Here is a 13,528-nt window from a genome sequence, read left to right on the forward strand (position 1 = left end):
AACCCAGCCGAGCGTCTTGGTGAACTACTGTCCGCATAACCAACCAGCGGTGTTGCTACGACCCCTGGAATCTGCCCTGTTCGCCGGGGCCCTCGACCTTGTGCCGCCTCAGCCGCCCATCACCCACGAGGTGAGAACCTGGGCCCATCGGGAGGGCGCGCCCGGTGGGTCGTCGTCGGGGGCGGGCAGCAGCACCGTGCCTGCGGTCGTCACCGGGTCGAACACGCTCAGCACCGAGGGCGCGATGTCGGGGCCGCACGAGGGCCTGGTCTCGACGGCGACCCGACCGCCGACGGCGTCGGCGCTGAACACTGTGGCCTCCGGCCGTGGATCCAGGCTCGGCAGCGGGACGGTCCCGCTCTCGCCCACCAGCGCCTCGCCGGCGGCGCAGGGATCGCTCCAGGGGTGCAACCACCCGGTGAGCGGAGTACCCCCGACCGAGACGAGGCGGTCCGAGACGTGCAGACCGGAGAACGGGAGCACGTCTCCGAGCTCGAGCCGACGCAGCAGGGCACCGTTGCCCCCGTCCAGGTCGCTGACCTCGAAGGTCACCAGACGGACCCCCATCTCGCGCAGGGTCCGCTGGTCGCCCACCTCCGCGGGATCCTCGTCCAGGCACTTCGCGAGGATCGCGGTGGCGGTCCACCACCCGACGGACGAGCACCACCCCGCCTGGCCGCCTTGCGGCAAGGACCCAACGACGCGGGCCTCGTCCAGGTCGACGACCTCGTTCTCGACGAGCACGAGGTCACCGCCCGGACTGGCCACGGCCAACCACGCGGGGGCACCGACGTCGACCGTGCGGGTCCCCGACGCACCCACGATGCCGAGCAGACCCTCCCCGCCGGAGAAGAGGCGCCGGCCACCGACCGTCGCGATGTAGTACGGCGTCTCCGCGGGCGCAGCCGTGGTCGGTGTCGTCGCGCCCGTGAGCAGGTCGAGCGTGAGGACGTCCTCGGGCTCGTACACGCCCCTGTCGGGACTGACGACCGCCGGGCGCACCAGGGCCTGCGTCGCAGGGGGTCGCCACTCGAGGATCTCCAGCTGGCGCCAGGCACCCTCGCGCACGTCGAGGGCAGGGTCACGGCGCAGGAGCTCGTAGGCGGTGCCTGCGGGGTCGATGAGCAGCAGGACCTCGACGGTCGGCGCGACGAGGCTGCCGGTGTCGTCCAGGGGTGCGGGGACCGCTGTCGCGAGAACCCACCCCGCGCCGGCGATCTCGAGGAGGCCTTCGGTGGGCGCGTACCGGGTCGGCAGGCCGGGCTCGTCGGCCAGGGCCACCGGCGTCACCACCGGTGGGTCCGTGCTCGGCTCGGGCCTCGGCTCCGGACTCGGCGTCGGGCTGGGCGTCGAGGTCGGGCTCGGGGTGTCGACCGGGACCACCGGCTCGCGCTGGACGCCGACCCACCAGCCTGCCACCGCGACAGCGGCGACCAGCGGCAGCACCACGGCGCCCTGCGTGGCGTGCCGGACGGCACGGCGACGACGCACGCGGCGCGCGAGCCCCGCGATCTCCGTCCCGTCCGGTCCCTGCCCAGCGACCTCACGCACGCGCGCCGCGAACGACGCGTCCATCATCTCGTCCAGGTCACGCACCACGACGCACCGTCCTTCCTGAGGTCTCCACGACGACGTGCGGCTCGGTGGAGGACGTCGTCCCGAGCGCGGCGTTGAGCGCAGCGACCCCGTCGGACACGTACCGCTTGACCGCTCCCTCGCTGAGCTTGAGCACGCGCGCCGTCTCGCGCACCGACAGGTCGTCCATGTGCCGGAGCACCACGCACGCCCGGACGCGGGGGCTCAGCGCGGCCAGCGCGCGTTCGACCTCGGAGGTCAGTCCCGGCACCACCGGCTCGACGTCCCGGACCGGCTCGCTGCCGACCCGTCGCCATGCCGCGCCCTCGGCGGTCCGACGGCGCCCCTGGTCGATGTACCGCGAGGCCACGGAGCGCCGCACGTACGACTCGGCCTCGGCCGCGGAGCTGAAACGCGCACGGCCCGCGAAGGTCGACACGAGCGCCTCCTGGACGAGGTCCTCCGCCGCTGCGCGCTCACCCACCAGGTGCAGCGCGTACGCCACGAGGCGTGGGTAGCGCTCCCGCACCACTTCCTCGAGCAAGGGTTCCCACCTGGCCACGTCTGCCCCTTCGGTCGTCTCTCAGAAGGAGAACGCAGGAGGCCCCGTCCGAGGTTGGGGCCGCGGTCAGCTGGGGTTCGGCTCCGTCCACCGGTGGACCAGAGCGGTGGCGCGCGCGGTGGCCTCGCGGACGGCCTCGGCGGTCAGCGCCTGGGAGCCACGGGGGTGCGCGCCGCCCGCGGCGAGCCCCACGAGGAAGGCGGTGAGGGGCGCCGAGGGTCGGTTGACCTGGTGCGCCACGTCTCTCACGAGGTCGAGCACGGGTTCGGAGACCTCGTCCAGGAGGCTCGCGGGGATCCCCAGCTCGGCGGTGATCAGCGCCGCCCAGCGTGCCCTGTCGTCACCGGTCTCGTCGTGTGCCATGGGTGCCTCCGTCGCTGGTGAGCGGGGGTCGTCGGGACCCCGCCCCTCGCAGGCTAGCCCTCTGCGGGTCGCGGACCACGCCTCGGGAAGGCCCTTGATATTACTTGGACTTGACGTGAGTAATACATCTGCCTGGGACTTAGGGCTGCTCGGACCTGCCCCCCCGACGCGGACACTGGACGGAGACCGGTATCCCGTCGCGAGCGTTCTCTCCTGGGCGGACACGGTCGCAGCAGCACGGGAAGGGCTCGCCATGCCAGACGTCGCAGAGACCGCACGGACATTCCTGGGGATGCCGGTGACCCGACGGCGATTCGTGCAGTGGAGCGCTGCCGCGGGCGGCACCGCCGCCGCCGTCGGGGCAGCTGCGCACTACGGGCTCCTCCCGGCCGACAGCGCGTCGGCCGCCGCCCGCGCGGTCGCCGGGGACGGCGCGGGCGAGAAGGTCGTCTGGAGCGCGTGCGTCGTGAACTGCGGCAGCCGGTGCCCGCTGCGCCTGACCGTGGTCGACGGGCAGATCACCCGTGTGGACAGCGACGACACCGGCGACGACGAGCTCGGGTCGCAGCAGGTCCGGGCCTGCGTCCGCGGCCGGTCGGTGCGCCAGCGCATCTACAACCCCGACCGCCTGAAGTACCCGATGCGCCGCGTCGGCAAGCGGGGCGAGGCGAAGTTCGAGCGGATCACCTGGGACGAGGCCTTCGACGAGATCGGCTCGCGCCTGCGCCGCACCCTCGACGACTACGGCAACGAGGCCGTCTACCTCAACTACGGCACCGGCACGCTCGGTGCGACGGTCGCGACCTCCTGGCCCCCCGCGGCCACCGGCGTCGCCCGTCTCATGAACACCCTCGGCGGGTACCTGAACCACTACTCGGACTACAGCACCTGCCAGATCACCGCGGCCTACCCCTACCACTACGGGTCCTGGGTCTCGAGCAACAGCTTCGACGACCTGGTCAACTCCAAGCTGCTCGTGCTGTGGGGCAACAACCCGCACGAGACCCGCATGAGCGGGGGCGGCGAGACCTTCGTGACCAAGAAGGCCAAGGAGATGAGCGACGTCAAGGTCGTGGTCATCGACCCGCGCTACAGCGACACCTCGGTCTCGATCGGCGACGAGTGGATCCCCCTGCGGCCAGGGACCGACACGGCCCTGGTCGCGGCCCTCGCCCACGTGATGATCACCGAGGACCTGCACGACCAGGACTTCCTGGACACCTACTGCGTGGGCTTCGACGAGGCGCACCTGCCGGACTCGGCCACGCCCGGCAGCTCCTACCGGTCCTACGTGCTGGGCATCGGCCCGGACCGCACCGCCAAGACCCCCGAGTGGGCCGAGCGGATCACCGGCGTCCCCGCCGGCACCATCGTCCGGCTCGCCCGCGACATCGCCCTGACCAAGCCGTGCAACATCACCCAGGGCTGGGGCCCGCAGCGGCACGCCAACGGGGAGAACACCGCGCGGGCGATCTTCACCCTCGCCGCGATCACCGGCAACATCGGCATCCCCGGCGGCGGCACCGGGGGACGCGAGGCTTCGTACTCGATGCCCACCGCCGGCTTCCCGACCCTGGCCAACCCGGTCGAGACCTCGATCTCGGTGTTCTCGTGGACCGACGCGGTGGTGCGCGGCCCGCAGATGACCGCCCTGGCCGACGGCGTCCGAGGCAAGGACAAGCTCGACGTCCCGATCAAGTTCATCTGGCAGTACGCCGGCAACGCCCTGATCAACCAGCACGGCGACGCGAACAAGACGCACGAGATCCTTCAGGACGAGTCCCTGTGCGAGACGATCGTCGTGATCGAGAACCACATGACGGCCTCGGCGCGGTACGCCGACATCCTCCTGCCGGACGTCACGACCTCCGAGCAGGCCGACCTCGCCCAGCAGGGCAGCGCGGGCAACCTCGGCTACCTGATCTTCGCCGACCAGGCGATCGAACCCCTCTACGAGTGCCGCAAGGTCTACGACATCCTCACCGGCGTCGCCCGGGCCATGGGGGTCGAGCAGGAGTTCACCGAGGGCAAGACCCAGGAGGACTGGCTGCGCGAGATCGTCGCCGCGAGCCAGGAGCTCACCCCGGAGATCCCCGACTTCGACGAGCTCCGCGAGATCGGCATCTTCAAGAAGAAGAACCCCGACGGCCCGGTCGTCCCGCTCCGTGAGTTCCGTGACGACCCCGTCGCGAACCCGCTGGACACCCCCTCGGGCAAGATCGAGATCTACTCCGAGCGGCTCCAGGAGATCAGCGAGACCTGGGAACTGCCCGCGGGTGACCACATCACCGCGCTGCCCGAGTACTTCCCGACCTGGGAGGGTGCGGAGGATCCGCTGCGCTCCCGGTTCCCGCTGCAGTGCATCGGACACCACTACAAGGCACGCACGCACTCGACGTACGGCAACGTCGAGTGGCTGCGCGAGGCCCACCCGCAGGACGTCTGGCTGAACCCGACCGACGCCCGGGCGCGCGGCATCGCCCACGGCGACACCGTCCACGTCTTCAACGACCGCGGGCGGATCCGGACCGTCGCCCGGGTGACACCCCGGATCGCACCGGGGGTCGTCTCGGTGCCGCAGGGCGCCTGGTACACCCCCGACAAGGACGGTGTGGACACCGGCGGCTGCACCAACACGCTGACGAGCCACCGTCCCAGCCCGCTCGCGAAGGGCAACGCACAGCACACCACCCTGGTCGAGATCGAGAAGGCGTGAGGTTCCCATCATGGGCGGACAGCTAGGTTTCTACCTCGACCAGAACTACTGCAACGGCTGCAAGGCCTGCCAGACGGCCTGCAAGGACAAGAACGACCTCCCGCTGGGCGTGACCTGGCGCCGCGTCGTGGAGTACTCGGGCGGGACGTGGGCCAACGCCGACGAGACCCTCGCCCCGAACGTCTTCACCTACTACACGTCGGTCTCGTGCAACCACTGCGAGGACCCGATCTGCGTGACCGTGTGCCCCACGGGTGCGATGAGCAAGGGCGAGGACGGGATCGTCACGGTCGACCCCGCCAAGTGCGTCGGGTGCCGGTACTGCGAGTGGGCCTGCCCCTACAGCGCACCGCAGTTCGACGCCTCGGCCGGTGTGATGTCCAAGTGCGACCTGTGCGCGGACTACCTCGCCGAGGGCAAGGAGCCGGCCTGCGTGGCCGCCTGCCCGTCGCGGGTGCTGAAGTTCGGGGAGATCGACGAGCTGCGCGCCCAGTACGGGGACGTCGCCGGGGTCGAGCCCCTGCCGGACCCGTCGATCACCCGGCCGAACCTGGTGCTCACCCCGCACCGCCACGCCCAGCGGACCGGCGAGGGCACCGGTGCGATCGCCAACCCCGAGGAGATCTGACCATGCACGTCGACGAGCTCCCCCTGGTGATCTTCACGATCTTCGCCCAGATGTCGGTCGGTGCCTTCGTCGTCCTGGGAGTGGTGCACCTGCTCGCCCGCCGCAGGGCGAGCACGGCCACCGTGGACCGGCTGAGCGACCCCGCGCTGTACGCCATCGGCCCGGTGATGGTGCTGGGCCTGGCGGCGAGCATCCTGCACCTCGGCAACCCGCTCAACGCCATCAACGTGCTCAACCAGCTGGGCTCGAGCTGGCTGAGCCGGGAGATCCTCTTCGGCTGCGCATTCGCCGGGCTGGGTGCCGCGTTCGCGGTGGTCCAGTGGCGAGGCTGGTTCACCCCCGTGCTGCGCCAGGTCCTCGCGGGCGTCACGGCACTGGTGGGGCTAGGTCTGGTCTGGTCGATGGCGATGGTCTACATGCTGCCGACCGTCCCGGCCTGGAACTCACCGGCCACCCCCGTGATCTTCTTCACCACGACCTTCCTGCTCGGGGCCCTGGCGGTCGGCTCGGCCTTCGTCTGGCTCCTCATGGTCCAGCGCCGTCGGGGCGTCGCGGTCGACGACGAGGTCACCGACCTGGTCCGGACCAGCCTGCGGTGGATCGCCGTCACCTCGATCGTGCTGCTCGGCGTGCAGTTCGTCGTCCTGCCCACCTACGCGTTGAGCCTGGCCGGGGCCGGTGGCGCCGCGGCGACCTCCGCGGCCTCGCTGATGACCTGGGGCGGTGTCCCCCTCGTGCTGCGCCTCGTGCTGGCCTTCGTGGGCGCCGGGCTGCTCGGGGTCTTCCTGTTCAAGGTCGCGGTCGCCGGCCGCGAGCGCCTGCTCTTCACGGTCACCCTGTCCGCCTTCGGCCTGGTGCTGGTCTCCGAGGGTCTGGGACGTGCGCTGTTCTACGAGAGCTTCACCCGGATCGGGATGTGACGTGACGACCACCCGGGTCGACCCTGCCCTGCTCGCCGAGCGGCTGGACTCCTTCGCCGGGGTCTGGCGGATGCTCGCCCGCCTGCTGCTCGAACCCCCCGACGCCGGGCTGGTCGAACGGCTGTCCGCCCCTGGGATGATCGACTCGTGGCCGCTCGAGGCTGACGAGCCGACGACGCGTGGCACGGCGCTGCTGCGCGCATCCGTGGCGACCGAGGACGAGGCCACGCTGCGTCTCGACCACGCGCGCCTGCTGGTCGGTCCCGGGCCGCTCCCGGCGGCACCGTACGAGTCGGTGCACCGCACCCACGACCGCCTCGTGTTCGACCGACCGACCTTCGAGGTCCGTGCCGCCTACCTGGCCTTCGGGCTGCAGGCACCCCGCCTGAACCGCGAGCCGGACGACCACCTCGGTCTGGAGCTGTCCTTCCTCGCTGCCCTGTGCGCCCGCGCGCTGGACGCGATCGAGCACGAGGACGAGCTCACCCTGGACACCTCGCTCGTGGCCCACGAGGCCTTCCTGCGTGACCACGTGCTGCAGTGGGCGCCCGCGTACCTGCGGCTCCTCGAGCAGCACGCCGGGACGGACTTCTACCGCGGCTGGGCCGCCCTGGGCCTGGGGGCCCTCGACCAGGCCCGCGCCGCCTTCGCGCCATGACCGCGCCGACCGTCACCGGTCCGGCGCACGACGGTCCGGCAGACGACGGTCCGGCGCACGACGGTCCGGCGCACGACGGTCCGGCGCACGACGGTCTGGCGCACGACGGTCTGGGACCGCTCCTGCGGTGGCTGCCCCGCCAGCCCGATCCCGTGGACCTCGAGCTGGTCTGCGCCGAGCACGACCGACCGGGCCGCGGACGCGCCGGGCGCACGGTCGTCCAGCTCGACGGGTGCGCGGCGACCCTGGCACCGTCGGTGCACCTCGAGCTCCTCGCTGCGGGTGTCAGCAGCCTCACCGTGCGTCTGGACGAGTGCCTGGCACCCGAGGTGGCTCTCGGGGTGGTCGACCAGGCCAACGCCCTCCTCACCGCAGCGGGTGCCACCGTCCACGTCGTGGCCGAGGTCACCGGGGGCGTGCGTCGTCGGGTCGTGCACCGCACCGATGACCTGCCGGTGCCTCGCCGAGCGGTGCTCGGCCTGCGCCCGGGGACCCGCGACGCCGTCGTCCCCCGGCCCGTGGCCGACCCGGCCCGCGCGGCCACCGCGCTGCGCGTCCTGGCTCCCGCCGTCGCGACCTCTCCACCGGCCGCGCTGAGCCTCCTTGCCGCACCCGGTGCGCGCCTCGAGGTCACCGGGTGCACCGGGTGCGGGACGTGCGTGCGGTCGTGCCCGACCGCGGCGCTGTCCCTGCGCGCGGGGCTGCCGCACCCCGACGGCTCGGTGACCCAGGTGCTCGCCCTCGCACCGGTCGACTGCACCGGCTGCGACGAGTGCCTCACGGCCTGCCCCGAGGACGCCGTCCGCCGGGTCGGGGAGCTGACCTGGGCGGACGTGGTGCGTGACGGGCTCGTCCCGCTCGCCGAGGTGCGGACCGTCGAGTGCCGTCGCTGCGGGGCGCCCGTCCCGGCCGGTGGCGGGGGTCTGTGCCCGGTCTGCGCCTTCCGGCGCTCCTCACCGTTCGGCTCGCTGGTGTTCCCGGAGGTCCCGGGCCCGCAGAACGCCGCACCTGCGCCGACGACGGCTCCCCGCGCCCCCGGGGCGGCGTAGCCTTCTGCGGTGAACGGGGCTGCCGCAGGACGACGACGATGAGCGTGCTGGGCGACCTGAGGGTCGTCGCGGTCCACCCAGGGTTCCGCAGGCTGTTCGCCGTGCGGCTCGTCTCCCAGACCGGCGACGGCATGTTCCAGGTGGGCCTGGCCACCCTGTTCTTCTTCGCCCCCGAGAGGATGACCACCGCGACCGACGTCGCCGCGGCCTTCGCGGTGCTCCTGCTGCCGTTCACCGTGGTGGGTCCCTGGGCGGGGGTCCTGCTGGACCGGTGGCGTCGTCGGCAGGTGCTGCTGGTCGGCAACGCGGTGCGGGTGGTGCTAGCTCTCGTCCTCGCGGTGCTGCTGGTGACGGTCGGGGTCGGGCCTGCGGTGTACGTGCTGACCCTGGTCACGATGTCGATCAACCGGTTCCTGCTCGCGGCGCTGTCGGCCGGCCTGCCCCGCGTGGTGCCCCGCGACCAGCTCCTGATGGCGAACTCGATCACCCCGACCCTGGGGGCCGCCGCGGCGGGTGTCGGTGGCGCTCTGGGCTTCGTCGGTGGACTGGTGGCACCGGCCGGCCCCGCGCACGACGCCGTGGTGCTGACCGGTGCCGCCCTGGTGTTCGCTGCCGCCTCAGCCCTCGCGCTGCGGTTGCGCCCCGACCAGCTGGGCCCGACGCGCCGGGCCGCCGCAGGAGAGGTCTGGGACAAGGTCCGGGAGGTCGGGCGGGGCCTGGGCGAGGGCGCCCGGTACCTGGTCGCCCGCAGGACCCCGGCCCTGGCCCTGGGGGTCATGGCGACGCACCGCTTCATCTACGGCGCGACGTTCATCGCCAGCATCCTCATCTCCCGCAACCTGCTCTCCGACCCAGCCGACGCCGACGCCGGGCTGCGCACCTTCGGGCTGGTGCTCGCCGCCTCGGCCGTGGGGTTCGGGCTCGCCGTGGTGCTGACGCCGCTGGCCCACGAGCGGGTCAGCCCGCCCACCTGGATCCTGGTGTGCCTGGGCGTCGGTGCGCTGAGCCAGCTGCTGCTGGCCGTCACCGCGACCCGCACCACGGTCCTGGTGGGCGCCGCGACGCTGGGGCTGGCCGCGCAGGGAGCGAAGATCGCGGTGGACACCATCGTGCAGCGCGACACCCACGACGACTACCGCGGGCGGGCCTTCGCGCTGTACGACGTGCTCTACAACGCGGCCTTCGTGGGCGCCGCCGCGCTGGCCGCCGTGGCGCTCCCGGACACCGGCTGGTCGCGACCCACCTTCCTGGGCCTGGCCGTGGCCTACGTCGGTGCGGGGGTCGCGTTCCGGGCCGGGACGGTCCGCGCGGGGAGTGCGGCGGACGCCTCGCCGGAGCGGGACTCCTGACCTACCGTTGGTCCTATGGAGGACCTCACCGCCATGATCGAGGGCAGACCTCGGGTGCCCTCGACCTCCTCCGGCGAGCGGGTCTCCGCGGCCATGCCGGCCGCGATGGCGGACCAACCGGCCGCGACCCTGCTGGTCAACCTCGAGCAGCGGACCGTCGTCTACGCCAACCGGCTGGCCGTCGAGCTCGGACCTGGCATCGAGCTCCCGGTCCCGCTGGCGCAGTGGTCCCGTGCGGCGGGACTGCGCACCCCGGACGGCACGCTCCTCGAGGACGGCCCGGACCTGCTCGAGGCGATCGCTGCGGGCAGCCCCGAACGGGGCCTGCAGATCAGTGCGGCCCGCGCCTCGGACACCTCGGCCGCGGGTGAGGCGCTGTGGGCCGTCGGCATGCCACTCACCGACGCGCCCGCACCGCTCGCCGACCAGGCCCTGGTGATCCTGCTGCCGATGCGCCAGCAGGAGACGGTCCGGGCCCTGCAGGACATCAGCGGCGATCTGCACGCCCGGGCGGCGACCGCCAGCGAGCTCTCGTTCACCATCTCCGACCCGCACCGGCCCGACGACCCCCTGGTGTGGGTCAACCCGGCCTTCGAGCAGGTCACCGGGTACCGCGCCGAAGACGTCCTGGGCCGCAACTGCCGCTTCCTGCAGGGACCGGACACCGACCGCTCGACGGTCGACCGCCTCGGTGCGGCCATCCGTGCCGGGACGACCGTCGCCGAGACCGTGCTCAACTACCGCAAGGACGGCACCCCGTTCTGGAACCAGCTGGTGATCAGCCCGGTCGTGGACGGCAGCGGCCAGGTCACCCACCACGTCGGCATCCAGACCGACGTCACCGTGCAGGTCGAGGCGCAGCGCGCCAGGGACGCGGCCCTGGACGACGCCCTGGCCTCCGAGGGGCGGCTGCAGCTCCTCGCCGAGGTCGGGCAGTCGCTCATCCAGCACCTGGACTACACGCTGAGCATCCGTACGCTCGCCGACCTCACCGTCCCGGCTCTCGCGACCTGGGGCTTCGTGGCGGTGACGAGCGACACCGGCCGGTTCGACCGCCTGCACGTCGCCGCCCGCGACCCCGAACGGGTGCAGGACGCGCTCGACCTGGAGAACCAGGACATCTCCTGGCTCACGCGCTCCCCGTCGGTCGCCGCAGCCCTCGCGGGCACGCCGTCCCACGGCCCGCGGCCCTTCGCGGTCGACATCGACGGGCTGCCCTCCCGCACCACTCCCGAGCAGCTCACCCTCCTGGGTCGGCTAGGGCTGGGCAGCGCCCTCGTGGTGCCGCTGCGGGCCCGCGACCGGGTGCTGGGGGTGCTGTGCCTGGTGCACGCCGACCCGGACGGCTTCACCGCGCAGGACGTCGCCACGGCCATCGAGGTCGGTCAGCAGGCCGGGCTCGGCCTGGACAACCTGAGGCTCTACCTGCGGGAACGGGACGCAGCGGTCACCCTGCAGCGCAGCCTGCTGCCCACCCTGCCCGACATCCCCGGCCTCGACGTGGACGCCACGTACCTGCCGGCCGCCCGCCGCGCCGAGGTGGGGGGTGACTGGTTCGACGTCCTCCCCCTGCCCGACGGCGTGACCGGGCTCGCCGTCGGTGACGTCGTGGGTCATGACCTGCGGGCCGCGGCCTCGATGGGTCAGCTCCGCTCGGTGCTGCGCTCCTACGCGTGGAGCGGCGAGTCCGCCGGGCGGGTGGTCTCGCGGCTGGACGAGCTGGTCCGAGGCCTGGACATGGCCGACATCGCGACCTGCATCTACCTGCGCCTGGACCGCGACCGGTTGTCCTACAGCCGGGCCGGTCACCCGCCGGCACTCCTGCGGCTGCCCGGCGGGGAGGTCCGCTCGCTCGACGGCGCACTGACCACCCCGGTGGGGGTCAGCACCCTGGGTGACGCCGCGCCCGAGGCCGAGGCCGAGCTGCCCCACGGCGGGGTGCTGGTGGTCTACACCGACGGCCTGGTCGAGCGCCGCGACCGCCCGCTGCGTGCGGGGATCGCCGCGCTGACCCAGGCACTGAGCCGGGTGCCCGACGGCGCCTCGGCCGCCCAGGTGGGCGAGCGGCTAATCAGTACCCTGGTGAGCGAGTCCCCCGAGGACGACGTGTGCCTGCTGGTCGTCCGACGCACGTGAGCGCCCCAGGGCCGACGATCACCACCGGCCCGACGAGCACGGCTCAGCCGCGGCCCGCCCACCACTGACGCAACGCCTGCTCGGCGACCTCGCGCGGCTGCGGGCCCTCCTCCATGCGCAGCTCGAGCAGGAACCGGTAGGCCTCGCCGACCTCGCGGCCCGGACCGATGCCCAGCACGGCCATGATCTGCTCGCCGTCCAGGTCGGGTCGGATCGAGGCGAGCTCCTCCTTCTCGCGCAGCTCGGCGATACGCGCCTCGAGGTCGTCGTAGGCGAAGGACAGGTGGTCGGCCTTGCGCCGGTTCCGCGTGGTGCAGTCCGAGCGGGTCAACCGGTGCAGCCGCTCGAGCAGCGGCCCGGCGTCGGTCACGTACCGGCGCACCGCGGAGTCGCTCCAGCCGCTGTCGCCGTAGCCGTGGAACCGCAGGTGCAGCTCGGTGAGCCGCGCGACGGCCTGGACGGTGTCCTTGTCGAAGCGCAGGGCCTTGAGGCGCCGGGCGACCATCTTGGCGCCGACCACCTCGTGATGGTGGAAGCTCACCCCGCCTCCCGGCTCGAACCGACGGGTCGGCGGCTTGCCGATGTCGTGCAGCAGCGCGGCGAGCCGCAGCACCAGGTCCGGTCCCGGGACAGGGCCGTCGGGGCCGGTCTCGAGGTCGATGGCCTGGCTCAGCACGATCAGCGAGTGCTGGTACACGTCCTTGTGCCGGTGGTGCTCGTCGATCTCCAGGCGCAGCGCGGGAAGCTCGGGCAGCACGTGGTCGGCCAGGCCGGTCTCGACCAGCACCTCCAGCCCGGGCAGCGGGTCGGGGGCCATCAGGAGCTTGACCAGCTCGTCACGCACCCGCTCGGCCGAGACGATCGAGATGCGCCCGGCCATCTGCTCGACGGCATGACGGACGTCGTCGGCCAGGGTGAACCCGAGCTGCGCGGCGAACCGGGCGGCGCGCATCATCCGCAGCGGGTCGTCGTCGAAGGACTGCTCGGCCGTCACCGGGGTGCGCAGCCTCCGGGCGGCCAGGTCGGACAGGCCGTCGAAGGGGTCCACGAAGGTCAGGTCGGGAAGCCGGACCGCCATCGCGTTGACCGTGAAGTCCCGTCGGGACAGGTCGCCCTCGAGGCTGTCGCCGAAGGCCACCTCGGGCTTGCGGGAGGACGGGTCGTAGACGTCCGCCCGGTAGGTGGTGACCTCCACCACGACATCGGCCGCGGTCCCGCCCCGGGCGAAGCGACGGGCACCGATGGTCCCGAAGTCCCGGCCGATGTCCCAGTGCGCGTCGCCCCAGCTCGCGAGCAGGGCCTCGGTCTGGTCGGGGGTCGCCGAGGTCGCGAAGTCCAGGTCCGCGCTGAGCCGGCCGATGAAGGCGTCCCGGACCGGACCGCCCACCAGGGCCAGCTCGTGACCGGCGGCGGCGAAGACCTCTCCGAGCTCGAGGGCCGCAGGGGCGAGGTCGGCGAGCACGACCAGGGCCCGTCGCTGCAGCTCGGTCAGCGGGACGGTGCGATCAGGGTCAGGGGTTCGGGCAGTGGGCGGCACAGCAGACCAGCGTGCCAGATCCCTGGCCCATCCCC

The 13,528-nt window shown here is 72.7% G+C and carries 11 protein-coding genes; 7 read left to right on the plus strand and 4 right to left on the minus strand.

Annotation, left to right across the window (positions count from 1 at the left end):
• Positions 1-108 precede the first annotated feature (108 nt).
• From M1R94_RS06925 to M1R94_RS06935, 3 genes are all read right to left on the minus strand, one after another.
• Positions 109-1,599 (minus strand): hypothetical protein, encoded by a 1,491-nt coding sequence (locus M1R94_RS06925; protein ID WP_249380952.1) that lies wholly within the window; start codon positions 1,597-1,599, stop codon positions 109-111.
• Positions 1,589-2,137 carry a sigma-70 family RNA polymerase sigma factor gene (locus M1R94_RS06930; RefSeq protein WP_249380953.1) on the minus strand — a complete coding sequence of 183 codons (549 nt, stop codon included), beginning with the start codon at positions 2,135-2,137 and terminating at the stop codon, positions 1,589-1,591. The genes M1R94_RS06925 and M1R94_RS06930 overlap by 11 nt, the downstream gene beginning before the upstream one ends.
• A gap of 66 nt (positions 2,138-2,203) precedes the next feature.
• A complete protein-coding gene (locus tag M1R94_RS06935; RefSeq protein WP_249380954.1) occupies positions 2,204-2,500 on the minus strand; it encodes a DUF6457 domain-containing protein in 297 nt (98 codons plus the stop codon).
• A 253-nt stretch (positions 2,501-2,753) separates the two neighbouring features.
• On the opposite strand from M1R94_RS06935, the gene M1R94_RS06940 reads away from it, so the two are divergent.
• Genes M1R94_RS06940 through M1R94_RS06970 form a run of 7 tightly spaced genes read left to right on the plus strand, consistent with a single transcriptional unit; the run spans position 2,754 to position 11,956 of the window.
• A complete protein-coding gene (locus tag M1R94_RS06940) occupies positions 2,754-5,216 on the plus strand; it encodes a DMSO/selenate family reductase complex A subunit (protein ID WP_249380955.1) in 2,463 nt (820 codons plus the stop codon).
• 10 nt (positions 5,217-5,226) lie between these two features.
• Complete coding sequence (locus M1R94_RS06945) at positions 5,227-5,844, plus strand: DMSO/selenate family reductase complex B subunit (protein WP_249380956.1); 618 nt, start codon at positions 5,227-5,229, stop codon at positions 5,842-5,844.
• Between the two features lie 2 nt (positions 5,845-5,846).
• Positions 5,847-6,764 carry a dimethyl sulfoxide reductase anchor subunit family protein gene (locus tag M1R94_RS06950; RefSeq protein WP_249380957.1) on the plus strand — a complete coding sequence of 306 codons (918 nt, stop codon included), beginning with the start codon at positions 5,847-5,849 and terminating at the stop codon, positions 6,762-6,764.
• Between the two features lies 1 nt (position 6,765).
• A complete protein-coding gene (locus M1R94_RS06955; protein ID WP_249380958.1) occupies positions 6,766-7,422 on the plus strand; it encodes a TorD/DmsD family molecular chaperone in 657 nt (218 codons plus the stop codon).
• Positions 7,419-8,471, plus strand: coding sequence for a 4Fe-4S dicluster domain-containing protein (locus tag M1R94_RS06960; RefSeq protein ID WP_249380959.1), 1,053 nt, complete (start codon positions 7,419-7,421; stop codon positions 8,469-8,471). The genes M1R94_RS06955 and M1R94_RS06960 overlap by 4 nt, the downstream gene beginning before the upstream one ends.
• Positions 8,472-8,509: 38 nt before the next feature.
• A complete protein-coding gene (locus tag M1R94_RS06965; RefSeq protein ID WP_249380960.1) occupies positions 8,510-9,820 on the plus strand; it encodes an MFS transporter in 1,311 nt (436 codons plus the stop codon).
• A gap of 15 nt (positions 9,821-9,835) precedes the next feature.
• Positions 9,836-11,956: a SpoIIE family protein phosphatase gene (locus M1R94_RS06970; protein WP_249380961.1), complete on the plus strand. Its 2,121-nt coding sequence runs from the start codon at positions 9,836-9,838 to the stop codon at positions 11,954-11,956.
• Between the two features lie 43 nt (positions 11,957-11,999).
• Here the strand turns inward: M1R94_RS06970 and M1R94_RS06975 are convergent, their stop codons facing one another.
• The gene (locus tag M1R94_RS06975) at positions 12,000-13,493 is read right to left on the minus strand and encodes a CCA tRNA nucleotidyltransferase (RefSeq protein ID WP_249380962.1); all 1,494 of its coding nucleotides are present in this window, start codon (positions 13,491-13,493) and stop codon (positions 12,000-12,002) included.
• Positions 13,494-13,528: the final 35 nt, after the last annotated feature.

Source organism: Actinotalea alkalitolerans, from assembly GCF_023369855.1.
Lineage (GTDB): Bacteria > Actinomycetota > Actinomycetes > Actinomycetales > Cellulomonadaceae > Actinotalea.

Bases quoted from the DNA above. Each gene is read 5' to 3' on its own strand.
- M1R94_RS06935 (WP_249380954.1), bottom strand. From the start codon at position 2,500: ATGGCACACGACGAGACCGGTGACGACAGGGCACGCTGGGCGGCGCTG.
- M1R94_RS06940 (WP_249380955.1), top strand. From the start codon at position 2,754: ATGCCAGACGTCGCAGAGACCGCACGGACATTCCTGGGGATGCCGGTG.
- M1R94_RS06945 (WP_249380956.1), top strand. From the start codon at position 5,227: ATGGGCGGACAGCTAGGTTTCTACCTCGACCAGAACTACTGCAACGGC.
- M1R94_RS06950 (WP_249380957.1), top strand. From the start codon at position 5,847: ATGCACGTCGACGAGCTCCCCCTGGTGATCTTCACGATCTTCGCCCAG.
- M1R94_RS06960 (WP_249380959.1), top strand. From the start codon at position 7,419: ATGACCGCGCCGACCGTCACCGGTCCGGCGCACGACGGTCCGGCAGAC.
- M1R94_RS06965 (WP_249380960.1), top strand. From the start codon at position 8,510: ATGAGCGTGCTGGGCGACCTGAGGGTCGTCGCGGTCCACCCAGGGTTC.
- M1R94_RS06970 (WP_249380961.1), top strand. From the start codon at position 9,836: ATGGAGGACCTCACCGCCATGATCGAGGGCAGACCTCGGGTGCCCTCG.